This window comes from Pseudomonas sp. R4-84, assembly GCF_054130985.1.
Map to the genome: position 1 here is coordinate 2,891,027 of NZ_CP096390.1, position 22,924 is coordinate 2,913,950.

The window sequence follows — 22,924 nt, forward strand, 5'->3', positions numbered from 1 at the left end:
GGCCGGTCCGACGCCTCGGGCGCAGCAGCCCCAAAAACCTGACGCGGTCCACCTGCTACACCGCGATCGCAGGGTAAAGGGGGTGCTTCGCACCCCAGCGGGAGCAAGCTCCCTCGCCACAAGAGCGGTTCGATATTAGGTTGGATACTAGCGAGCCGCCCAGGCGTTGAAGCGCTGTTCCAGCTCTTCGCCATGGTCGACCCAGAACTCCGCGTCCACCGCTTGCGCCTGTGCCAGGTTGGCCTCGGCGGTGGGCAGTTGCTCGCGGACTTCAGCGGGCAGCAGGCCCAGTGTCTGGCGATGCACCGGTCCGTAGGGGATGTTCTCCGAGAAGACTTTCTGGGTCTGCGGCTGGCTGGCGAAGGCAATGAATTTCTCCGCCAAGGCCTTGTTTGGCGTGCCTTTCACCACCGCCCAATATTCCGGGTCATACAGGCTTTGCGGCCAGACGATGCTCAGTTTCATGCCCTCTTTCTGCGCCGAGGCGATGCGACCGTTGTAGGCTGCGCTCATCGCCACATCCCCGGCCACCAGCCATTGCGCCGGCTGGGCGCCCGCCTCCCACCACTGGATATTCGGCTTGATCTGGTCCAGCTTGGCAAATGCCCGCGCCACGCCTTCCGGCGTATTCAAGACCTTGTACACATCTTCTGTCTTGACGCCGTCCGCCAGCAAGGCGATTTCCAGGGTGTACTTGGCCCCCTTGCGCAACCCACGCTTGCCCGGGTATTCGGTCACGTTCCAGAAATCGGCCCAGGAGGTGGGTGCCTTGGCGAGCTTGCTCTGGTCATAGGCCAGGACCATCGACCAGACGTACGTGGCCACGCCGCACTCAGTGAGCGCTCCCGGAACGAAATCCGCAGGCTTCCCTATGGCCGCCGGGTCGAGTCTTTCGAACAAGCCTTCCTCGCAACCACGCAGCAGTTCGGGGCTCTCCACTTCGACCACATCCCAACTGGTATGCCCGGCCGCGACCATCGCCTTGATCTTCGACAGCTCGCCGTTGTACTCGCCGGCCACGATGTTTCCCGCACCGCTGGCGTTGAAGGGTTGGAAGTAGGCCTTGTCCTGGGCCAACTTGGTGGCGCCGCCGAATGAAATCACGGTCAGGCTTTGTGGCGCGGCCAGGACGCTGGTACTCAGCAACGCCAGGGCACACGCCATGTTGTAACGCAAGGATCTGGACATGAATCGGTTCCTCGAAAATGCCGGCTCGCCCGCACGAGCCGGCGACGGACTCAGAGGCGACCGTAAGCGCGGGCGGTGCGGTCTACAGCAATACGGGTCTTGTTGACCAGTTCATCGATATCGGCATGGCTGGCCACGAGCGCCGGGGCCATGATCATCCGGCCCAAGGTGGAGCGAATGATCAGGCCCTCCTCGAAGCCGAAGGTGCGGCATTGCCAGGCCATTTCGTTTTCGTTGGCAAAGCGCTTGCGGCTGTTCCTGTCTTCGGCCAGTTGCAGGGCCGCGACCATGCCGGCGCCCTGGATCTCGCCGATCAGCGGGTGCCCGTCGAACGTTTCCCGCAGGCACCGTTGCAAATACGGCCCCGTGTCGTCCTTGACCCGTGTCACGATGCCCTCGTCGCGCAGGGCCTTTAGGTTGGCAATCGCCACCGCGGCCGCCACCGGGTGTCCGGAATAAGTCAGGCCGTGGGCGAACACGCCGCCCTGCTCCACCAACACTTCGGCCATGCGTTTGGACAGGACCAGGCCACCCATGGGGATGTAGCCGCTGGTCAGGCCCTTGGCGATGGACAATGTGTCGGGCTCGAAGCCGAAATACTCATGGGCGAACCATTCGCCGGTACGACCGAAGCCACCGATGACTTCGTCGGCGCACAGCAATACATCGTACTGCCGGCAGATGCGTTGGATTTCCGGCCAGTAGCTCTCTGGCGGAAAAATCATGCCGCCGGCCCCCTGGAAGGGTTCGGCCACGAACGCCGCGACATTCTCGGCGCCCAGTTCGAGGATTTTCTCTTCCAACTGCCGGGCCGCCCGCAGGCCAAACTCGGCTGGGGTCAGGTCACCTTCGTGGGCGAACCAGTACGGCTCGTCGATGTGCGCGACATCCGGAATCACCCCGCCCATTTCGTGCATGAACTTCATGCCGCCCAGCGCCGACGCGCCCAGGGTCGAGCCGTGATAGCCGTTCCAGCGACCGATCATGATTTTCTTCTGCGCCTTGCCGAGGATCTGCCAGTAGCGGCGCACGGTACGAATCAGCACCTCGTTGGCCTCGGAGCCGGAGTTGGTGTAGATGGCGTGGCTGTAATGATCCGGCAGCAGGCTGAACAGCAGCTCGGACAGCTCCACCACGGCCGGATGGGTGGTGTGGAAGAACATGTTGTAGTACGGCAATTGCTCCAACTGACGGCTGGCCGCTGCCGCCAGGTCCTGGCGCCCGTAGCCCAGGTTGGTGCACCAAAGGCCCGACATGCCGTCCAGATAACGCTTGCCATCGTTGTCCCAGAGCGCCAGCCCTTCGCCACGGACGATGACCCGTGGCCCTTCGGCATTGAGGGCTTTCTGGTCGAGAAACGCATGGATGTGGTGCGCCGCATCCAGCGCCTGATATTCGCGGGTGCTGCGGTTCGGGTTCAATGGCGCGTTCATTAAAGGTCTCCTTTGTTGATCTTGTCGGTTTCGGTGCCCTGGACAGACGCCAGCGGCTCGGGCTTGAACAGCGGTTTGCCCATCACGCACTTGACCCACACCAGCGCGATCAGCGAAACGATGCCCAGCACCGCGCCAGCGCTGGCGAAGATCGGAACAGTCATTTCAGGGCTGGGGGACACGTGCCAGATGGCAAAGAGCATGCCGGCGATGCCGAACAGCTGCGGCACCGGGTAGAACGGCGTGCGAAACGGCCGGTGAACATGGGGATAGCGGCGCCGCAGGGCAATCACGTTGATGTGAGTGATGACGTAGGCCAGCAGCCAGGCCAGGGCCGCCGCCAGAAGCAAAAGGTTGATGGCGTCGGGCGTGTCGTGCATCAGCAGCAGCGGCAAGCCGGTAACCAGCGCCACGAACAGCACCGCCACCCAAGGAGCACCGCTGCGCTTGCCCTGGCGCTTGAAGATGCCGAACGCCTGGCCGCTACGGGCCATGCCCAACAACATGCGCGGTATGGCAGCGAGGGAACTGTTCAGCGTACTGCACGTTGCGGTGATGGCGGCGGTCACCAGGAATACCTGCCCGGCCTCGCCGAACACCGAAGTCGCGAACAAATAGTGCGGCAAGCCATTGCTGGCGAGCTCAGCCTGGGGAACGGTGAGCAAAGCGCCCAGGCAATACAGGCAGATAATGACGAGGATCACCGTCAGGCCAATCATCATCGAGGCCGGGATGTTGCGTTCCGGACGGCGGGTTTCCTCGACCAGTGGGCAGACGAATTCGGCCCCGACAAATCCCCACACCGCCATCGCGGTCAGGGCAATGACACCGAGGCCCATGGGGTTCCAGCCCGTAGCCGCCACCAACGTCGATACGCTGCCTGCCCCATCGCTCGCCAAGGCGCCGAGGCCCATGACCAACAGCATCACCGTCATGACCAGGGCCAACACCGTTTGAAGCCGAGAGAAAATGTCGATGTTGAACAGGTTGAGCACAGTGAACAGGCACAGCACGCCAACCGCGACACTCAACGGCGGCATCGAGTGCGGGTAGACCTTGTCGATGATGAACTCCATCAGCAGCAATTCCGCCGACAGGGCAAACATCGCCACCACCACATAACCGGAAAACGTCGCCAGGATCGCCGGGAACTGGCCAATGGCGACTTCGGTGTAACTGCTCAGGCTGCCTGCGCGGGGAATCATCAAGGCCAGTTCGGAAAACGAACAGGCGTAGCTCAGGGCCAACAGCCAGGCCAAGGCCAACGGAATCACGAAGCCCAGCCCGGCGATCCCGGCCCCTTGCAGCATCAGCACCATGACGCCCTGGGAAACCACCAGGCCCACGGCGACGGCCAACAAGGCGCCCAGGCCCAGCCGTTTGCGGGGGCCGACCTGCGATGGCGTAACGGTTTGTAGCGGCACGCTTGAGGAACTGTCCATCGGTTGCTCCGTTTTCTTTTTTTAGGGAGAACAAATCGATTGCGAACGACGACCTGGACCGCGGTCAGCTGCGCAGCTGGATCCAGGTGGTCTTCAGTTGTGTGTATTTGTCGAAGGCGTGCAGCGACAGATCGCGTCCGAAGCCCGATTGCTTGCCGCCGCCAAAGGGCACGGTGACGTCGAGGGCGTCCACGGTATTGACCGACACCGTGCCCGCGTTCAAACGCCGCGCCACACGGTGGGCCCGGTTCAGGTCGTCGGTCCACACGGAGGCCGCCAGGCCGTAGATGTGTTCGTTGGCCATGGCGACGGCCTGCTCTTCGTCATCGAACACGCTGATTGCCAGCACCGGCCCGAACACCTCTTCACGGGCCAATTGCATGGTTGGGCGCACGTCGGTGAAGATCGTCGGTTCGATGAAATTGCTCGACCCATCGATGTTCAGTTGGCGTCCCCCACACACCAGGCGTGCGCCTTCAGCCCTGGCCTGCTGGATGTATTGCATGACCCTCGCGGTCTGACGCGCATCGACGATAGCGCCGGCAGGGCTCGCCGGGTCCAGCGGATTGCCGGGTTGCCACAGGCGAGCCTGTTCCACCAGGCGTTCTACGAACGCGTCGTGAATCGACCGTTGGACCAACAACCGCGAGTTGGCCGAGCACACTTCGCCTTGGTTGAAGAAGATTCCGAACGCGGCTTTGCGCGCCGCCAGGTCGAGGTCCTGACAATCGGCAAACACCAGGTTCGGGCTCTTGCCACCGCACTCCAGCCAGACCTGCTTGAGGTTCGATCGGGCCGAGTACTGCATGAAATATTTACCGACTTCGGTCGATCCGGTGAACACCAGCGAATCGACGTTCGGGTGCAAGCCGAGCGCCCGCCCGGCCTGCTCGCCCAGGCCCGGCACGACGTTGAGCACACCCGGTGGCACGCCTGCCTCGAGGGCCAGTTCAGCCAGGCGCAGGGCCGAAAACGGCGATTGCTCCGCCGGCTTGAGCACGACACTGTTGCCCGCCGCCAACGCTGGCGCGACTTTCCAGGCCGCCATGTCCAACGGAAAGTTCCACGGCACCACCGCCGCAATCACGCCGAGCGGAACGCGGGTAATCGTGGCGAGGACGTTCGCCGCCGAGGGCGCGACCTGGTCGTAGAGTTTGTCGAGGCTTTCGCCATACCAGGCAAACACATGGGCGGCACCCGGCACGTCGATGTTCCAGGCATCCATGACCGGTTTGCCCATGCTCAAGCAATCCAGCAGCGCCAGTTCCTCGCGATGAGCCAGCATCAACTGAGACAAACGCAACAACACGGCCTTGCGCTCGCTGGGCGCCATGCGCGCCCAAGGGCCCTGCTCGAATGCCTTGCGTGCGCTTTTCACGGCAAGGTCCACTTCCGGTTCAGCGCAGGCCACGACATTGGCGAGCAACACGCCGTTGGCGGGGTTGATCACTTCGAATCGGGCGCCATCGAGGGCTTCGTGGGGCTCGCCGTCGATCAGGGCGCTGTCGCACAGGCGCACTTGAGCGGCACGCGCCTTCCAATCATTGAATTCGTTCACGGGTATTTCCTTGGATCAAACGTCATTGGGTTCGCTGAGGTAAACCGCCAGGCGGTCCATCAAGCGATCGCAGGCAGCCATTTGCTCGACGCTCACGTATTCGTCGGGTTTGTGGCCTTGGTCCATGCTGCCGGGGCCGCACACCACCGTTGGGATGCCGGCCTGGTGGAACAGCCCGCCCTCGGTGCCGAACGCCACGGTGCCGAAACCGTCGTTGCCGCACAGCCGGGCCACCAGGCGCGCGGCCGCGCTGTGCGGCGAGGTCGCCAGGCCCGGGTAAGCGGACAAGGGTTCGAAACGAATGGCGGTGTCGGTGTTTACTGCCTGCATCCTGGGCAGCAGCGTCTGTTCGGCGTAATCGCGCAACTGCTCGACCACTGCCTGCGGGGCGAAGTCCGGCAAGGCGCGCACCTCGAAATCGAAGCGGCAATCGGCCGGGACAATGTTCAATGCCGTGCCGCCCTCGATCACGCCGACCTGTACGGTCGAATACGCCGGGTCGAAACGCGGATCGTGTCGTGAGGGCTCGGCCAGCTCCGCACCGATCTCACCCAGATGGCCGATCAAGCGCGCCGCCTGTTCGATGGCGTTGACCCCGTAAGGCGCATAGGCGGAATGACAAGGCGCGCCCTTGACGTGGCAACGCATCGCCAACTTGCCCTTGTGGCCCAACACCGGTCGCAGCTCGGTGGGCTCGCCGATCAGGCACAAGGCCGGTTGCGGGACGCGTTGCGGCAGGACTTCCAGCAGGCCGCGCACGCCCAGGCAACCGATTTCTTCGTCATAAGAGAACGCCAGGTGTACAGGACGCTTCAACGGGCTGGACAGGAATGTCGGCACCGCAGCCAGCACCGAGGCCAGGTAGCCTTTCATGTCCGCCGTACCGCGTCCGAACAACTTGCCGTCCCGCTCGCTAAGGCGGAACGGCTCCGCGGTCCAGGCTTGCCCGTCCACTGGCACTACATCAGTGTGCCCGGACAACACCACGCCGCCCGGCACCGACGGGCCGATGCTCGCAAGCAGGTTGGCCTTGGTCCGTTCCGTGTTGTAGATCAGCTCGCTGGTCACGCCCAGGCCGTGCAGGTAATCGCGAACGAACTCGATCAACGCCAGGTTCGAATCGCGGCTGACCGTGGCAAAGCCCACCAGCTCGGCGAGTAATGCACGGCTGCGCAACTCACTCATCGCCCGGCACCCCGTAGCTGGGCGCCTGGGTTGGATCGAGGGCGCGAGTGAGGTAGTCCTGCAACTGCGGCTGATAGGCGAGCCAGAGTTTTTCCAATTCGCCGATGGGATTTTCATCCGCCCAATCGACCCGTAGATCGACGATTGGCCAGGTCAGGTCATCCACCACCGACAACGCCGCCGAGTGCACCGCCCCGGCTTCTCCGCCTGCGGCCTGTCCCGCCTGCAACGCGCTCAACAGGCGGGACGCGAGGCTGCCCTCACCCTGTTCGAATGCCGTGACCATTGCGGCAATGACCCCGTCGCCCGCCAGCAGGTTGCCGGCCGCCACACACTGTTCGCCGACCCCGGCGCCATGGACGCCCAACGCGTGGCGACCGCTGAAAACCGCCGTGCGCCCCTGGGCATCCACCACGGCCACCTGGCGATACTCGCTGTAGCCGTTGCGTCCCAGGGCACGGTCCAGCGCCTCTTGGGCCACCGAACCGGCGGCCAATTCGTCGAGGATCTGCGGGCCCAGCGCAGGCAATGTGATGTTCTGGCTCGACACCGCGCCAACCCCTGCCCGCAGCCAGGGGCAACGGGCGCCGACGGCAATGCTCGACGAGCTGATGGCGATGCCCAACTGGCCGGTTTCGGCGCAGCGTCCGACGATGGAAAACGTCATGTCGTGCTCCTTATTCGGGGATGACCGCGATCACATCGATTTCCATCAGCCATTGCGGCTGGCCGAGGGCGCTGACCACCAGCCCGGTGGAAATCGGGAACACGCCCTTGAGCCATTTGCCGACCTCCTGGTACACCGGCTCGCGGTAGCGCGGGTCGATCAGGTAGGTGGTGGTCTTGACGATGTGGCTCAGGTCACTGCCGGCTTCTTCCAGCAGTTGCTTGACGTTGCGCATGGCCTGTTCGGCCTGGGCCCGCGGATCGCCGAGGCCCACCAGCTGGCCGTTGAAATCGGTGCCGACCTGCCCACGGACGTAAACGGTATTGCCCGCGCGCACGGCCTGGCACAGGTCGTTGTCCAGGGTCTGGTTGGGGTAGGTGTCCTTGGTGTTGAACATGCGGATGCGAGTGTGAGTAGGCATCAACGAACTCCCGTCAGGCTGGTTTTCAAAGGTGGCGAAATGCGCTGGGATGCATCGCGGTAGTCGAGATACGTGCGCTGTTTGACGATGTGGTCGGTGATATGCCGGGCGTCGTGCCACACGCCCCAGATGAACGCCGACCCCCGGCGCGACAGCCAAGGCAGGCCGACAAAATAGAGGCCAGGCTCGCTGCAGACTCCACGCTGATGCCGAGGCTTGCCATCGGCTTTGAACGCATCGACGTTCAGCCAGCTGTAATCCACCGAGTACCCGGTGGCCCAGATGATGGTGCTGACACCCGCCTCGACCAGGTCCAGCTCAAGGATCGGATGGGTCATGCATTCAGGATCGGGCAATAGCCGGCGCGCCTCGGGCTCGGGCGGCAGGTCCAGGCCATTGCGCTCGATATAGGCATCGGCGGCGTCGAGCAACGCCAGGTAGTTTTCATCGCCACGGGCGACGTTTTCGGCAAGGTTGGATTCGAAACTCACTACGTGGCCGTTGAACGCTCGGGTCAGGCCCACCAGCGTGATGCCCTCGTGGGCCAGCCGGCGGAAATCCACGGTGTGGCCGCCCCGGGCGCCACTCACAGCGATGGTCACGTGCTCCTTGCCCGGCTTGACCGCCTCGGCATCCCACTCGCCCAGCACCCCGAGCCACCAGCAGAAATCCCGATTGCGATAGGCGCGTGGCGGACGATCATGGGCACCGACAGAGAGGTAAACCTGCTTGCCGGCCCGCTGCAATTCATCGGCGATCTGCACCCCCGACGACCCCGCCCCCACCACGAGCACGGCGCCTTCGGCCAACTGCCCGGGGTTGCGGTATTGCGCCGAGTGAATCTGGGTGACCGCAGGCATCTGCGGCGCGATGGGCGGGATGACGGGACGTTGGAAGGGCCCGGTGGCGACCACCACGTTAGTGGCTTCGATCACACCGTCGGAGGTATCAATAGTAAAACCTGGGCGACCGACAGTGCGCTCGACCTTGCGCACTTCCACACCCGTGCGGATCGGCGCGTTGAACTTGCGGGCGTAGGCTTCGAAGTACTCGGCCACCTGGTCCTTGGAGGCGAACGCATCGGGATCCAGGCCGTCGAATTCCAGCCCAGGAAAGCGGTCATGCCAGGCCGGGCCGTTGGCGACCAGCGAGTCCCAGCGCGCCGTGCGCCAGGCCTCGGCGATGCGGTCGCGCTCCACCACCAGATGCGGCACGCCTTGGCGGCTCAAATGTTCACTCATGGCGACGCCGGCCTGGCCGGCGCCTATTACAAGCGTATCGATGCGTAGGGTTTCAACGGGCATGTCTTGGCACTTCCGGCAGAGGGTTTGGCTCAAGTCGGCGTGTCGCCGCCTCGGGTTCCGGTTTCTTGTTGTTCTGCGATTGCAGCTATCGAAACAAGCTGTCGAGGCGATTGTGTTGGCAGGCGGGAATTTACGAAACGAGGGTTTTTGTTGTGGCTGGGAAGGAAAAAACTGGTTGGGGAACGAATGGCTGGATCAGCGCGCGCGGGTGTCCCAGGGTCTGTTTGAAATGTGTTCGCGCGAAGGCCAGCCCCGTTTCAACGCTGTATGGGTGAGTGCGGATACATTTCGTACCGAGCCTAGACGCTTTCCGGAACATCCACTTGCAACGCCACCACCCGCCTCGCCACCGGCCCCACCGACGTGGCCGTCGCGGCTTCGACCAGAGCATCCACGGCTTCTTCGGCCAGGGTGGTCACCGGGTGGGAGAGCACCGCCTGGACCAATCCGGTTTTCAACGCCTCCCGGGTCAGCGGCGTCAGGTCATGGCACACCACGACGGGCAGGCGCAGCTGTTGCTGCTGAAGGCTGCACAGGGCGCGCAATACCCCGGCGATGCCGCCGCCGGCCACGTAAAGCCCTGCCAGGTCGGGTTCTGCCGTAAGCAGGTCGACGGTGTTGCCATAGGCAAACTCGTCGTCCTCCAGGGTCAGGCGCGAGGCGAGCAGCTCCCATTCGCCGGTTTGCTCCGCCAAGTAGCTGCGAAAGCTCAATTCGCACAATTCCTGGCATTGGAAACGCTGGCTGCTGAGCATGACCGCCGCTGGCCCGGGCTGCCTGGCGAGGCGGCTGATGAACCAACCGGCGGTGCGTCCCGTGAGGCGATTGTCGAGGCCGGCGTAACCAGTGCCGGCGCCGCTGGACAGTTCCGAGAGCAGCGCCACGACCAATATGCCTGTCGCGCGCAATTGGGCCACCGCCTCACGCACCTTGGGGTGATCGACCGCCACCACGCCAAGGCCGTCCACCTGGTCACGCAAGGCGAGGATGCGTTGGGCCACGTTGACCGGATCAAGGTCGTCCAGGTAACCAATGACCACGCGAATCCGCGCTCGCGTGCAGGTGGCGGCGGCGTTTGACAGGGCGTGGGCCAGCCCCTGATAGAACGGCACCCCGCTTTTCTGCAACAGGAACCCCAGACGCAGGGTGGGACGGTCGTTGAGCACACGCTGCTCGATCACCCCCTTGGCATGGAAGCCCAAGCGCCCCGCCGCTGCCGCGATGCGCTGGGCGGTGTCGGCACGCACGTCGGCGCGCAGGTTCAGCACCCGGTCCACCGTCGACAGGCTCACACCGGCTTCCCGGGCGACATCGGCCATGGTGGGGCGCAATTTTCGGCGTGGCTGCTTTGACATGTCTTGACACCTCTTTTCGCCATCATGAGGGGTTCTGACACATTAAGCCATCTCCCCATGGCCCGCTCCGCAACGAGGCAATAGCATCAGCCCAAGACAAAAACAACAACACAGCCGGAGTGCTTCAAATGGCGATCCACATCTGCACGGCGCCTTGCTGCTGGGGCGTCGACGACATCAAGAACGCGTTTCTGCCACCGTGGCGACGGGTGCTGCGCGAAGCCGCCGATGCGGGCTATCGCGGCATCGAGCTGGGGCCCTATGGTTATCTGCCGCTGGAGGCGGAAATCCTCAATCCAGCACTGTCGGAGCACGGCCTGCACATCGTCGCGGGAACGATTTTCGATGACTTGGTAAACCCAGCCAATCTGCCCGAACTGCTGCGCCAGACCCACGCCATCTGCGGCTCGCTCAAACAACTGCCGCCCTTCAAACCCCAGCCCGGCCAGCGCTTCGGCGGGCCCTACCTGGTGATCATCGACTGGGGCCACGACGAACGCGACTACGCGGCCGGCCATTCGGACCGCGCGCCACGCCTGGACGACGCGCACTGGAACGCGATGATGGCGCACATCCGCGCCATCGCCGCCCTCGCCTGGGACACCTATGGCATCCGCGCCGTCATCCATCCTCACGCGGGCGGCTACATCGAATTCGCCGATGAGCTGGCGCGGCTGGTGGATGACATCCCCCACGACATTGCCGGGTTGTGCCTGGACACCGGGCACCTCTACTACGCCGGCATGGACCCGCTCGCATCGCTGCGCACCTACGCCCATCGCTTGGACTACCTGCACTTCAAAGACATAGACCCGGCGGTCTTCGACCAGGTGCTGAACGAGCGCATCCGCTTCTTCGCCGCCTGTGCCCGGGGCGTGATGTGCCCGATAGGACGCGGTGCCATCGACTACCCGGCCCTGCATGGCCTGCTGCGTGAGCTCGGCTACCAAGGCGCGATTACCGTCGAACAGGAACGCGACCCGCGCAACGCCGCCACCAGCCTGGACGACGTGGCGGCCAGCCGCGCCTATCTGGCCGGCATCGGCTTCTGACCAAAGGAGGACAACACTCATGATCAATGGCAGCAAAACCCTTGGACGGCCCCTGCGCTGGGCCATGGTCGGCGGCGGCGAGCACAGCCAGATCGGTTACATCCACCGCTCGGCCGCCCTGCGCGATCGCAACTTCGAACTGGTCGCCGGTGCGCTGGACATCGATCCGGGCCGTGGCCAGGCCTTCGGCGAAGCGTTGGGGATCGACCCGGCGCGCTGTTATCCGGACTACCTGAGCTTGTTCGAGCTGGAAGCACAGCGGCCCGACGGCATCGAGGCGGTGTCGATCGCCACCCCCAACGGCACGCACTACGCCATCACCCGCGCCGCCCTGGAAGCCGGCTTGCATGTGGTTTGCGAGAAACCGCTGTGCTTCACCCTCGACGAAGCCGAGGCGTTGCGGACCCTGGCCAGGTCCCGGGGCCGTATCGTCGGCCTGACCTACGGCTACGCCGGCCACCAGTTGATCGAACAGGCGCGGGCAATGATTGCAGCCGAGGAGCTGGGGGAGATTCGCATGGTGCACATGCAGTTCGCCCACGGTTTTCACAGCGCGCCGGTAGAGGCCCAGAGCCAGGCGACGCAATGGCGCGTCGACCCGCGCCAGGCCGGGCCCAGTTATGTGCTGGGGGATGTCGGTACGCATCCGTTGTATCTGTCCAAGGTGATGCTGCCCGAGCTCAAGATCAAGCGCTTGATGTGCAGCCGGCAGAGCTTCGTCGCCAGCCGCGCGCCGCTGGAGGACAACGCCTACACCTTGATGGAGTACGAAAGCGGCGCGATGGGCATGGTCTGGTCCAGCGCGGTGAATGCCGGTTCCATGCACGGCCAGAAAATCCGCGTGATCGGGTCCCGGGCGAGCCTGGAATGGTGGGATGAGCGCCCCAACCAGCTCAGTTTCGAGATCCAGGGCCAGCCCGCGCAAACCCTGGAGCGCGGCATGGGCTATCTGCACGACGACGCCTTGCTGGACGACCGCATCGGTGGCGGTCATCCCGAAGGGCTGTTCGAGGCCTGGTCCAATCTCTATCGCCGCTTCGCCCTCGCCATGGACGCCGCCAACCGTGGCGACGCCCAAATGCTGGCCGCGCTGCGCTATCCCGACATCGACGCCGGCGTGGACGGCGTGCGCTGGGTGGAGCGCTGCGTGGAATCGGCCAACAACGATTCAACCTGGATCGCCTATTAACCTGCTGCCACAGGTAACCAATGTTGATCAACGGAGAACAACAATGAAAATCGCCCTCGATCCCTACATGCACCGCCACCTGAGCCTGCCGGACCTGTGCCGCAAGACCGCCGAGCTCGGCTACCAATACCTGGAACTGTCGCCGCGTGAAGATTTCCTGCCGTGGTGGGTTCGCCCTCGCGCCCACAAGGAACGCATCACCGAATTCAAGAAAGCCCTGCGCGACCATGACCTGCAACTGGCGTCGCTGCTGCCGATGTACCGCTGGGCCAGCCCCCACGAGGACGAACGCCGGGCGGCGGTGAACTACTGGAAGGAAGCGATCCAGGTTGCCGTGGAGATGGGGTGTACGACGATGAACTCGGAGTTTGGTCGCGGGCCGTCGCCCGATCGCGGGCACAAGGTCAGCTGCTGTGGCGGCATGCACAGTCATGAGTCGAGCGAAGCGGCCTGGTGGCGCTCGATGGAAGAGCTGGTGCCGATTCTCGAATCCGAAGGCGTAACCCTCAACGTCGAGCCGCATCCGGAGGACTGGTGCGAGACCCTTCAGCCGGCCCTGGACAAGCTCAAGACCGTCGGTTCAGACAACGTGAAGTTTTTGTACTGTGCCCCCCACACGTTCTACTTCGGCGATGACATGCAAGCCATGATCGCTGAAGCCGGGTCGATGATCACCCATGTCCACATTGCCGACACCTACAACCACAAGGCCTCGTCCGGCCTGCGCTATATCGTCAACCCACCCGGAGCCAAGGTGACGGTGCATCAGCACATGGACATGCACCAGGGCGAGATCGACTGGGACCTGTTCTTTGGCGAACTGGCGAAGACCGGCTTCGACGGCATCGTCACGGCGTGTGTGTTCGGCTGGGAGGAACGGGCCGATGAATCCGGGCGTTTCATGCGCCAGGAGATCCAGTCCTACGTCGACAAATACTTCAGGTAACTCAGGCCTGTCACGGTAGCAACGGCACGATCCGCGGCTCGATCCCCTGCTCGCTGACCTCCAGCAACGCCAGCGTCACCGGCAACTTGAACCGCCGCCGGCCGGCGCTGCCGGGGTTGAGGTAGAGCCGCTCGCCACGCCAGTCGATCAGCGGCTTGTGGGAATGGCCGGTGATCACCACCCTTACAGCTGGATCGAGCGTCGCCGGCACATCGGCGATGTCATGGACCAACAGCACCTGCCACCCGCCCAGGTCGAATTGCAACTGATCGGCGATCTGTCCCGCCCAGTCGGCCTCCAGGTCGTTGTTCCCACGTACCACGTACAGCTCGCCGATGGATGTCAGGGCTTCCAGGATCTGCGGGCTGCCGATATCACCGGCATGAATGATCCTCTCGCAGCCTTGCAGCGCGTCCAACGCTTCGGGGCGCAGCAAGCCGTGGGTGTCGGATATGACGCCAACTTTCATGAACCTTCCCCTTGTGCCGTGTGCCATCGGCTGTATAGGCCTCGTCGCAGTTAGCTAACGTGCTGAAATGGAATAGGATAGGCTGTGCGCTGCAAGCGCACGGACCCGTCGTGTAGAAGGATAAGCCAATGCTCGGACGCAAACAGCCAGAGCCCAGGATTGAAAGCCCCGATCAAGCGTTCCCGCAGGCTGTGCGAGCCGGGGCGGCGTTTCGGCTGACGGTCAGTTTCATGCTCGTGGTCGTCATGGCCTTCCTGGCCGTCGAGGGCTGGCGCACATGGCGCGATTATCGCGCGGCCTTCGCTTCCGCCCGCGACTCGGTCACCAACCTGGCGAGGGCGACCGCCCAACACGCCGAAGACGCCATCCGCCAAGTGGACGTGCTCACCGCCGCCCTTGCCGAACGAGTGGAAGGCGACGGGCTGCAAAACATGGACATTGCGCGTATCCACAAGCTGCTCATCCAGCAAGCCGCGATCATGCCGCAACTGCACGGCTTGTTTATCTACGGCCCGGACGGTCAATGGCTGGCGACAGACAAGGACGTGATACCGGAAATGGCGAACAACGCCGATCGAGACTACTTCCAGTACCACCGCACCCACCAGGACCGTGGCGTGCGTATCGGCGAAGTGATCAAGAGTCGTTCCACCGACGACTTGATCATTCCTGTCTCGCGCCGCTTGAACAACCCCGACGGCTCTTTCGCCGGCGTGATGCTCGGGACCGTCAAGGTCAGCTATTTCGTCGACTATTACGGTGACTTCAAGATCGACGACAAAGGCGCGCTGGTGCTCGCATTGCGCAGTGGCACGATCCTGGTACGACGGCCCTTCGTCGCCTCGGTGATCGGCAAGAGCCTGGTCAACAGCGTGATCTTCCGTGAGCACCTGCCAACCTCCAACCAGGGCGTGGCCGAAGCCCGGGCGGTCGTCGACGACACCGAACGCTTGTACGGCTACCGGGCCCTGACCACCTACCCGCTGGTGGTGGAAGCCGGTTTGTCCCGCGAATCGATCGTCGCCCCGTGGCGCCGGGACTTGTTCAAGACCAGCCTGGTGCTGATATTCCTGATCGCCATCCTGGTGGGTTTCGGGCTCATCGTGTTGAGCCAGCTGCGCTACCGCATGACCATGGAAAAGCAGATCCGCAGCGCCCACCAAGCCATGCGGGACATGGCCCTGACCGACAGCCTGACCGGCCTGGGCAACCGTCGGCGGCTAGACAGCGCCCTGGCCGATGAGCTGCGCCTGGCCAAGCGCCAGGGTTCGTCCCTGGCCCTGATCATGCTCGACGTCGACTACTTCAAACGCTTCAACGACAAGTACGGCCATGCCGCCGGCGACGACTGCCTGCGGGCGATTGCCGGCGCGATCGGGCAGACGATCAAGCGGCCCGGGGACCTGGCGGTCCGCTACGGCGGCGAGGAATTCACGGTGTTGCTGCCCAACACCGACAGCACTGGCGCCGCCCAGGTCGCGCAACAAATCCTCGAAGCCGTCAGGGCCCTGAACATCGAGCATGGCGATCATCCCCTGGGCATCGTCACCATCAGCGCGGGCATCAACACCTGCCAGCCGAGCAATGAGGACGTGAGCCCCGCCATGTTGATCAAGGCCGCCGACGCGTTCCTGTACCTGGCGAAGAACACCGGGCGCAACCGCTGGTGCAGCATCGGCGCCGCCCAGGGCTGACCGCGTATCGGCTCATTTCCCCCGACACAGGCTTGCACAGGTGCCGATCCGGCGCCTGGCGGCTACAATGCGCGCTTCGACCGTGACCAGCCTGACTAAAAAAACATGTCCTTGCCTAAACATCATCTGGAATTGCTCAGCCCCGCCCGCGACGTGACCATCGCCCGCGAGGCGATCCTGCATGGCGCCGACGCCGTGTACATCGGTGGCCCGAGTTTCGGTGCGCGTCACAACGCCTGCAACGAGGTGAGCGATATCGCCGGGCTGGTGGAGTTCGCCCATCGCTACCATGCCCGGGTGTTCACCACGATCAACACGATCTTGCATGACAACGAGCTGGAGCCGGCCCGCCAGTTGATCCATCAGCTCTACGATGCCGGCGTCGATGCCCTGATCGTCCAGGACCTGGGCGTGATGGAACTGGACATTCCGCCGATCGAGCTGCACGCCAGCACCCAGACCGACATTCGCACACTCGCCCGAGCGAAATTCCTCGACCAAGCCGGTTTCTCGCAGCTGGTGTTGGCCCGCGAGCTGAACCTGCAGGAAATCCGCGCCATCGCCGACGAGACCGACGCGGCCATCGAGTTCTTCATTCACGGCGCGTTATGCGTGGCGTTTTCCGGCCAGTGCAACATCTCCCACGCGCAAAACGGCCGCAGCGCCAACCGTGGCGATTGCTCCCAGGCCTGCCGCCTGCCCTACACCCTCAAGGATGATCAAGGCCGGGTGGTCGCCTACGAAAAGCACCTGTTGTCGATGAAAGACAACAACCAGAGCGCCAACATCCGCGCCCTGGTTGAAGCTGGCGTGCGCTCGTTCAAGATCGAAGGCCGCTACAAGGATGCGGCCTATGTGAAGAACATCACCGCCTACTATCGCCAGCGCCTGGACGATGTCCTCGAAGACCGCCCGGACCTGGCCCGCGCTTCCAGTGGCCGCATCGCGCACTTCTTCGTGCCGGACCCGGACAAGACCTTCCACCGTGGCAGCACCGACTATTTCGTCAGCGAGCGCAAGATCGATATCGGCGCCTTCGACTCCCCCACGTTCACCGGCGTACCGGTGGGCGTGGTGGAGAAAGTCGGCAAGCGCGACCTGCACGTGGTGACGTCTGATCCGTTGTCCAACGGCGACGGCCTCAACGTGCTGGTCAAGCGCGAAGTGGTGGGTTTCCGGGCCAACATCGCCGAGCCCAAGGGCGAGTTCCTCGATGACGAAGGCCAGAAGCGCTACCGCTACCGCGTCGAGCCCAACGAGATGCCCGCCGGCATGTACCAGTTGCGGCCCAACCATCCGCTGAGCCGCAATCTGGACCACAACTGGCAGCAAGCCTTGCTCAAGACCTCCGCCGAGCGTCGCGTGGGCCTGGCCTGGGTCGCGCACTTGCGCGAAGAGCGTCTGGAGCTGACCGCCACCAGCGAAGAAGGCATCAGCGCCAGCGTTGCCCTCGACGGTCCTTTCGGCCTGGCGAACAAGCCAGAACAAGCCCTGGAGCAGTTGCAGGACCTGCTCGGCCAACTGGGCACCACCGAGTACCACGCCACGTCGATCAAGCTGGACGCGCCCCAGGCGTTTTTCATTCCCAACTCCCAGCTCAAGGCACTGCGCCGCGAGGTGATCGAAGCCCTGACCACGGCGCGCGTCGCAGCGCATCCACGGGGCGGGCGCAAGGCCGAAACCACGCCGCCACCGGTGTACCCGGAGTCGCACCTGTCGTTTTTGGCCAACGTCTACAACCAGAAGGCCCGGGACTTCTACCACCGCCACGGCGTCAAGCTGATCGACGCGGCGTTCGAGGCCCACGAGGAAACCGGCGAAGTACCGGTGATGATCACCAAGCATTGCCTGCGTTTTTCGTTCAACCTCTGCCCCAAGCAAGCCAAGGGCGTCACCGGCGTGCGCACCAAGGTCGCGCCGATGCAGCTGATTCACGGCGATGAAGTGCTGACCTTGAAGTTCGATTGCAAACCCTGCGAGATGCATGTGGTCGGCAAGATCAAGGGGCATATCCTCGACCTGCCATTGCCGGGCAGCACGGCTCAGCCGGTGGTGGGGCATATCAGCCCGGAAGATCTGCTCAAGACGATTCCGCGCGGGACGCATTAAACCCGTGCCCAGCCCTGCCCTGTGGGAGCAAAATTGCTCCCACATTAGGCTGCGTTATGTCCGCTGCAAACCCCTTGTGGGAGCGAGCTTGCTCGCGATAGCGGTGGGTCAGCTTGCATCTATGCTGATGCTGCTGACGCCATCGCGAGCAAGCTCGCTCCCACAGGGTTCCCGGGGGTTTGATGGCCCTCAGCCATTTTTCATTTCTGCGCCGTTTTTGCTTCGTTGTGCGACAGATTCCCTCGCAAGGCTCCCCTGCCCCTCGCTCGCCTGTTAGGTTGTAAGCGTTTGTGTCAAAAAAATCAGACACTCCTCTCCCAACCGCCCGCAAAGGAATGCCCAGCAATGGACTTCTCGCTCAAACACCTGGCCGTGGCCACCCTCCTGCTGTCCAGTCTCGCCTCAATGACCACGCCTGCCTTCGCCAACATCACCGCCCAACAGAGCGCGGACTTCGTCAAGACCTACGCCGATACCTCGGTCAGCGATTTCCGCCAGTTCCTGGCGAGCGTCGCCAAGAGTGAGCTGGCCAAATCCGCGAATCTCGGCCCGGCCATCGATGCCTTCCAAGGCAACAAAACCCTGTCGGCGGAACAACAGAACGAAATCCATCGGCTGCTCGGTATCTACGCCCGGGTGAAGTATGGCAAGGCCGCCACCGAGACCTTGCGCCAGTTGGTGGAAATCCAGACCTTTCGCAAGGACGGCGTGGCCCAGCATGAAAACCCCGAGTTTCTCAAGATCGCCGACAAGATCAAAAGCCTGGCCACCGACTTCAACCTGAACTTCCGCAACATCGACAACCGCGTCTATGAGATTTCACTCGAAGGCAGCGGTGACGAAGTCGTGGGCATTCACGCCCATGCCGACGTGGTGCCGGTGACGCCGGAAAACTGGGTGCTCAAGGACGGCACCAGGCTCGATCCGTTCAAGGTCACGCTGGTGGGCGATCGCATGTACGGTCGAGGCACCGAGGATGACAAGAACGCCATCGTCGTGGCGCTCTACGCCATGAAGATCATCAAGGACGAAAAACTGCCGCTGGCGCGCCACTTCAAGCTGCTGGTGGACACGACCGAAGAAACCACCGGCGACGCCATCCCCTACTATTTCGAGCGCAACCCGACGCCCAATTACAACCTGGCGCTCGATGGCAGCTACCCAGTGGTGATCGCCGAGAAAGGCTACGGCACGGTCATGGCGAACTTCCCTCGCCGGGCGGGCGAAGGCAAAGGCGCTGAAGTCGTTGCAATGACCGGCGGCATGGCGACCAACCAGATCCCGTCGACTTCAGTCGCGACATTCAGCACCGACAAACCCGCCGAGCTGGCCGCCAGCCTGCTCAAGGCCGGCACCGACTACGCCAAAGCCAATGGCGGCGACTTTGAAGTAAGGAGCGAGGTGGCCGATAAAACCGTCAAGCTGACCTTTACTGGCGTATCCGCCCATTCCTCCGAGCCCGAGTCAGGCGTCAACCCGGTCGCCAGGATGCTGGCCTTCATCAATGGCCTGGATGGCAAGGTCGCGCTCAAGCACAACCACATCACTGACGCCGCGCGTTACGCCACCGATAACTGGGGCCTGGATTACCTGGGCAACAAATTGGGCATCGGCTTTTCCGACGCGTTCATGGGCCCGCTGACCGCCTCGCTCACCTACGTCGGGATGGACGACAAGAGCTTCAAGCTCGCCGTGAACCTGCGGGTGCCCGTGGGCAAGCCAACGGACACGCTGAAGGCTGAGATCAACGACAAGCTCTCCGCCTGGGCCAAGAAGTCCGAGGTTGCCGTGACCTTCGACAACACTATCGACGAACCCATGTACCGTAACCCCGAGGGCGAATGGGTCAAGGCACTGCTGGCCGTCGCCACCGAGAACCTGGGCATGGAGCACAAGTTCGGCACGTCCGCCGGGGCCACGTCGGTCCATGACTTGCCCAACGGCGTGCAGTTCGGCCTGGCCATGCCCGACGTCAAGTACACCGGCCACAACGACAACGAGTTCAAGACCGTGGAGCAGTTCCTGCTGGACCTGCAGGTCGTGACCGAAATGATGGGGCGGATCGGGCAGTTGCCGAAGCTCTAAGTAACGGCGTGCTCCCCATCGCCGCAACCACCGACGTCCACAAGGAATCCCGATGCCCCCACGCTCAGCCACTGCTTTAACCGCTGGCACCGGTTTCGTCCGGGTGCGTGGCGCCCGCGAACACAATCTCAAGAACGTTGACGTGGACATTCCTCGCGATGCCCTGGTGGTGTTCACCGGCGTGTCGGGTTCCGGCAAATCCTCGCTGGCCTTCTCCACGCTTTACGCCGAAGCCCAGCGTCGTTATTTCGAGTCCGTCGCACCTTATGCCAGGCGCCTGATCGACCAGGTCGGCGTGCCGGACGTAGGCAGCATCGAAGGCCTGCCGCCGGCGGTCGCCTTGCAACAACAGCGCGGCACGCCCAGCGCGCGCTCCTCGGTGGGCAGCGTCACCACCTTGTCGAGCCTGATCCGCATGCTTTACTCCCGCGCCGGCAGTTACCCGGCCGACCAGCCGATGCTCTATGCCGAGGACTTTTCGCCCAACACGCCCCAGGGCGCGTGTCCGCAATGCCACGGCCTGGGCCGGGTTTACGAAGTGACCGAAGCCACCATGGTCCCCGACCCTTCGCTGACCATCCGCGAACGCGCGGTAGCCGCTTGGCCCATGGCATGGCAAGGGCAGAACCTGCGGGACATCCTGGTGACACTCGGCTATGACGTCGACATTCCCTGGCGCGACCTGCCGAAGAAGCAACGCGACTGGATCCTCTTCACGGAAGAGACCCCCACCGTCCCGGTGTACGCCGGGCTCACCCCGGCCCAGACCCGCGACGCCCTCAAGCGCAAACTCGAACCCAGCTACCAGGGCACGTTCAGCGGGGCCCGGCGCTACCTGTTGCACACCTTCATGCATTCGCAAAGCGCGCAGATGCGCAAGCGGGTGGCGCAATATATGCGCGCCAGCCCCTGCCCGGTCTGCGAAGGCAAGCGCCTCAAGCGCGAGGCGCTGACCGTTACCTTTGCCGGGCTGGACATCGCCGAGCTGTCCAACCTGTCATTGCTGGAATTGGCCGAGGTGCTCAAGGCCGTAGCGGCGCCGGATTATCTGGAGCAGCCCGAAGAATCGGGCGATGTCCTCACCCATCGCCAGACGCGCGAGGCTCGTGAGCAGCGCGCCGCCAGGGGCGACAACCCGCACGCTGGCGGGCCGGACGCGCGCCACACGCCCAATCTGTCCCTGGAAAAGCGCCTGGCCGCCCAGCGCATTGCCGCCGAACTGCTGGAGCGCATCGTCACGCTGATCGACCTGGGCCTCGGCTATCTGGCCCTGGAGCGCAGCACGCCGACGCTTTCCTCCGGCGAACTGCAACGCCTGCGCCTGGCGACCCAGCTCAACTCCCAATTGTTCGGGGTGATCTATGTGCTGGACGAACCTTCCGCCGGCCTTCACCCGGCCGACAGTGAAGCGCTTTTTGGCGCCTTGCAACGGTTGAAAGCAGCAGGAAACTCGGTGTTTGTGGTCGAGCACGACCTGGACACCATGCGCCGCGCCGACTGGCTGATCGACGTGGGCCCCGACGCGGGCGAGCAAGGCGGCAGGGTCCTTTACAGCGGCCCGCCCGAAGGCCTTGGGCAAGTGCCCGAATCCCGCACCCGCGCCTACTTGTTCGCCGAAGAACGGGCCATTGCGCGCCATCCGCGCCCACCCAAGGACTGGCTGCGGCTGGACGGCATCACCCGCAACAATCTCGACAACCTGAGCGTGGGTTTTCCCCTGGGCTGCTTCACGGCTGTCACCGGCATTTCCGGTTCGGGCAAATCCAGCCTGGTCAGCCAGGCCCTGCTGGATCTGGTCGGCGCCCACCTGGGCCAGCCCGGCGCCAACGCCGATGGCGAAGAGCAAAGCCTGGAAGACGAACCGGTGCTGGCCAGCGGCGGCCAGGTCACCGCCGGGCTCGAGGGGGTCAAGCGACTGGTTCAGGTCGACCAGAAACCCATCGGCCGCACGCCACGCTCCAACCTCGCCACCTATACCGGGCTGTTCGACCATGTGCGCAAGCTCTTCGCCGCGACAGAGCAGGCACAAGCGCTCGGTTTCGATGCCGGACGGTTCTCCTTCAACGTCGCCAAGGGCCGTTGCGAAACCTGTGAGGGGGAAGGTTTCGTCAGCGTGGAATTATTATTCATGCCCAGCGTGTACGCCCCCTGTCCGACCTGCCATGGCGCCCGCTACAACCCACAGACCCTGGAAGTGACCTGGCAAGGCCTGGACATTTCCCAAGTGCTGCAATTGACGGTGAACCAGGCCCTGGAGGTCTTCGTCGAGCAACCGCCAGCCAGGCGTTCGCTCCAGGTACTCAAAGACATCGGCCTGGGCTATCTGCGCCTGGGCCAACCGGCCACCGAACTGTCCGGCGGCGAGGCCCAGCGGATCAAGCTGGCGACGGAACTGCAACGCAAGGCCCGTGGCGCGACGCTTTACGTGCTGGATGAACCGACCAACGGCCTGCACCCCCAGGACGTGGACCGCTTGCTGGTGCAGCTCAATCGACTGGTGGATGAAGGGCATACGGTGGTCGTCGTGGAACATGACATGCGCGTGGTAGCGCAAAGCGACTGGGTCATCGACATCGGGCCAGGGGCCGGGACTCAGGGAGGCAAAGTCGTGGTGTGCGGCGCGCCGCAGGTGGTGGCGAACTGCGGGGAGAGCCGCACGGCGCCGTTTCTCAAGAAGGTCTTGGAGTGAATGTTCACCTTGGGCCAAGGCACTGCAAGCCGCACCACCCTTTCATTGTGGGAGCGAGCTTGCTCGCGATGGCGTCGGATCAGTTGCATCAAAGGTAACGGGTACACCGCTATCGCGATCGAACTCCCACAGCTCTGA

At 63.7% G+C, this 22,924-nt stretch carries 17 protein-coding genes; 7 read left to right on the forward strand and 10 right to left on the reverse strand.

The window, feature by feature from the left end; genetic code table 11:
• Positions 1-147 precede the first annotated feature (147 nt).
• The 9 genes from M1D68_RS13180 to M1D68_RS13220 form a co-directional block, all read right to left on the reverse strand.
• Positions 148-1,164, reverse strand: a complete 1,017-nt coding sequence (locus M1D68_RS13180; RefSeq protein ID WP_434564110.1) for an ABC transporter substrate-binding protein — start codon at positions 1,162-1,164, stop codon at positions 148-150.
• 74 nt (positions 1,165-1,238) lie between these two features.
• A complete protein-coding gene (locus M1D68_RS13185) occupies positions 1,239-2,621 on the reverse strand; it encodes an aspartate aminotransferase family protein (RefSeq protein WP_457966970.1) in 1,383 nt (460 codons plus the stop codon).
• On the reverse strand, positions 2,621-4,063 hold the full coding sequence (locus tag M1D68_RS13190) for an APC family permease (RefSeq protein ID WP_457966976.1): 1,443 nt from the start codon (positions 4,061-4,063) through the stop codon (positions 2,621-2,623). Before M1D68_RS13190 ends, M1D68_RS13185 begins: the two co-directional genes overlap by 1 nt.
• 64 nt (positions 4,064-4,127) lie before the next feature.
• Positions 4,128-5,621 (reverse strand): aldehyde dehydrogenase, encoded by a 1,494-nt coding sequence (locus M1D68_RS13195; RefSeq protein ID WP_457966978.1) that lies wholly within the window; start codon positions 5,619-5,621, stop codon positions 4,128-4,130.
• Positions 5,622-5,636: 15 nt separating this feature from the next.
• Entirely contained in the window at positions 5,637-6,806 is a 1,170-nt protein-coding gene (argE, locus tag M1D68_RS13200) for an acetylornithine deacetylase (protein ID WP_457966980.1), read from the reverse strand.
• Entirely contained in the window at positions 6,799-7,473 is a 675-nt protein-coding gene (locus M1D68_RS13205) for a DUF1028 domain-containing protein (protein WP_457966982.1), read from the reverse strand. Before M1D68_RS13205 ends, argE begins: the two co-directional genes overlap by 8 nt.
• Before the next feature lie 10 nt (positions 7,474-7,483).
• Positions 7,484-7,894 (reverse strand): RidA family protein, encoded by a 411-nt coding sequence (locus M1D68_RS13210; protein ID WP_003201555.1) that lies wholly within the window; start codon positions 7,892-7,894, stop codon positions 7,484-7,486.
• Positions 7,894-9,198, reverse strand: coding sequence for a flavin-containing monooxygenase (locus tag M1D68_RS13215; RefSeq protein WP_457966986.1), 1,305 nt, complete (start codon positions 9,196-9,198; stop codon positions 7,894-7,896). Before M1D68_RS13215 ends, M1D68_RS13210 begins: the two co-directional genes overlap by 1 nt.
• Positions 9,199-9,497: 299 nt before the next feature.
• Positions 9,498-10,553 carry a LacI family DNA-binding transcriptional regulator gene (locus M1D68_RS13220; protein ID WP_457966988.1) on the reverse strand — a complete coding sequence of 352 codons (1,056 nt, stop codon included), beginning with the start codon at positions 10,551-10,553 and terminating at the stop codon, positions 9,498-9,500.
• 128 nt (positions 10,554-10,681) lie between these two features.
• On the opposite strand from M1D68_RS13220, the gene M1D68_RS13225 reads away from it, so the two are divergent.
• From M1D68_RS13225 to M1D68_RS13235, 3 genes are read left to right on the forward strand one after another with little or no spacing between them, the layout of a single operon-like run.
• Positions 10,682-11,605 carry a TIM barrel protein gene (locus M1D68_RS13225; RefSeq protein WP_434605877.1) on the forward strand — a complete coding sequence of 308 codons (924 nt, stop codon included), beginning with the start codon at positions 10,682-10,684 and terminating at the stop codon, positions 11,603-11,605.
• Positions 11,606-11,624: 19 nt separating this feature from the next.
• Complete coding sequence (locus M1D68_RS13230) at positions 11,625-12,794, forward strand: Gfo/Idh/MocA family protein (RefSeq protein ID WP_457966990.1); 1,170 nt, start codon at positions 11,625-11,627, stop codon at positions 12,792-12,794.
• A gap of 43 nt (positions 12,795-12,837) precedes the next feature.
• Positions 12,838-13,740 (forward strand): sugar phosphate isomerase/epimerase family protein, encoded by a 903-nt coding sequence (locus M1D68_RS13235; RefSeq protein ID WP_457966992.1) that lies wholly within the window; start codon positions 12,838-12,840, stop codon positions 13,738-13,740.
• A 10-nt stretch (positions 13,741-13,750) separates the two neighbouring features.
• Here M1D68_RS13235 and M1D68_RS13240 read toward each other — a convergent pair whose 3' ends face one another.
• Positions 13,751-14,209 (reverse strand): metallophosphoesterase family protein, encoded by a 459-nt coding sequence (locus M1D68_RS13240; protein WP_457966994.1) that lies wholly within the window; start codon positions 14,207-14,209, stop codon positions 13,751-13,753.
• A 128-nt stretch (positions 14,210-14,337) separates the two neighbouring features.
• On the opposite strand from M1D68_RS13240, the gene M1D68_RS13245 reads away from it, so the two are divergent.
• The 4 genes from M1D68_RS13245 to M1D68_RS13260 all read left to right on the forward strand — a co-directional run bounded on the left by M1D68_RS13245 (position 14,338) and on the right by M1D68_RS13260 (position 22,786).
• Positions 14,338-15,903 (forward strand): sensor domain-containing diguanylate cyclase, encoded by a 1,566-nt coding sequence (locus tag M1D68_RS13245; RefSeq protein WP_457966996.1) that lies wholly within the window; start codon positions 14,338-14,340, stop codon positions 15,901-15,903.
• A gap of 105 nt (positions 15,904-16,008) precedes the next feature.
• Complete coding sequence (locus tag M1D68_RS13250; RefSeq protein WP_457966998.1) at positions 16,009-18,012, forward strand: peptidase U32 family protein; 2,004 nt, start codon at positions 16,009-16,011, stop codon at positions 18,010-18,012.
• 345 nt (positions 18,013-18,357) lie between these two features.
• On the forward strand, positions 18,358-20,097 hold the full coding sequence (locus M1D68_RS13255) for a dipeptidase (protein ID WP_457967000.1): 1,740 nt from the start codon (positions 18,358-18,360) through the stop codon (positions 20,095-20,097).
• A gap of 52 nt (positions 20,098-20,149) precedes the next feature.
• Complete coding sequence (locus tag M1D68_RS13260; RefSeq protein WP_457967002.1) at positions 20,150-22,786, forward strand: excinuclease ABC subunit A; 2,637 nt, start codon at positions 20,150-20,152, stop codon at positions 22,784-22,786.
• Positions 22,787-22,924: the final 138 nt, after the last annotated feature.

What these genes read in the sequence shown, in the direction of transcription:
- M1D68_RS13255 (WP_457967000.1), top strand. Translation starts at nt 18,358, where the DNA reads ATGGACTTCTCGCTCAAACACCTGGCCGTGGCCACCCTCCTGCTGTCC.
- M1D68_RS13205 (WP_457966982.1), bottom strand. Translation starts at nt 7,473, where the DNA reads ATGACGTTTTCCATCGTCGGACGCTGCGCCGAAACCGGCCAGTTGGGC.
- M1D68_RS13260 (WP_457967002.1), top strand. Translation starts at nt 20,150, where the DNA reads ATGCCCCCACGCTCAGCCACTGCTTTAACCGCTGGCACCGGTTTCGTC.
- M1D68_RS13225 (WP_434605877.1), top strand. Translation starts at nt 10,682, where the DNA reads ATGGCGATCCACATCTGCACGGCGCCTTGCTGCTGGGGCGTCGACGAC.
- M1D68_RS13235 (WP_457966992.1), top strand. Translation starts at nt 12,838, where the DNA reads ATGAAAATCGCCCTCGATCCCTACATGCACCGCCACCTGAGCCTGCCG.
- M1D68_RS13240 (WP_457966994.1), bottom strand. Translation starts at nt 14,209, where the DNA reads ATGAAAGTTGGCGTCATATCCGACACCCACGGCTTGCTGCGCCCCGAA.
- M1D68_RS13230 (WP_457966990.1), top strand. Translation starts at nt 11,625, where the DNA reads ATGATCAATGGCAGCAAAACCCTTGGACGGCCCCTGCGCTGGGCCATG.
- argE (WP_457966980.1), bottom strand. Translation starts at nt 6,806, where the DNA reads ATGAGTGAGTTGCGCAGCCGTGCATTACTCGCCGAGCTGGTGGGCTTT.
- M1D68_RS13180 (WP_434564110.1), bottom strand. Translation starts at nt 1,164, where the DNA reads ATGGCGTGTGCCCTGGCGTTGCTGAGTACCAGCGTCCTGGCCGCGCCA.
- M1D68_RS13190 (WP_457966976.1), bottom strand. Translation starts at nt 4,063, where the DNA reads ATGGACAGTTCCTCAAGCGTGCCGCTACAAACCGTTACGCCATCGCAG.
- M1D68_RS13215 (WP_457966986.1), bottom strand. Translation starts at nt 9,198, where the DNA reads ATGCCCGTTGAAACCCTACGCATCGATACGCTTGTAATAGGCGCCGGC.
- M1D68_RS13185 (WP_457966970.1), bottom strand. Translation starts at nt 2,621, where the DNA reads ATGAACGCGCCATTGAACCCGAACCGCAGCACCCGCGAATATCAGGCG.
- M1D68_RS13210 (WP_003201555.1), bottom strand. Translation starts at nt 7,894, where the DNA reads ATGCCTACTCACACTCGCATCCGCATGTTCAACACCAAGGACACCTAC.
- M1D68_RS13220 (WP_457966988.1), bottom strand. Translation starts at nt 10,553, where the DNA reads ATGTCAAAGCAGCCACGCCGAAAATTGCGCCCCACCATGGCCGATGTC.
- M1D68_RS13245 (WP_457966996.1), top strand. Translation starts at nt 14,338, where the DNA reads ATGCTCGGACGCAAACAGCCAGAGCCCAGGATTGAAAGCCCCGATCAA.
- M1D68_RS13250 (WP_457966998.1), top strand. Translation starts at nt 16,009, where the DNA reads ATGTCCTTGCCTAAACATCATCTGGAATTGCTCAGCCCCGCCCGCGAC.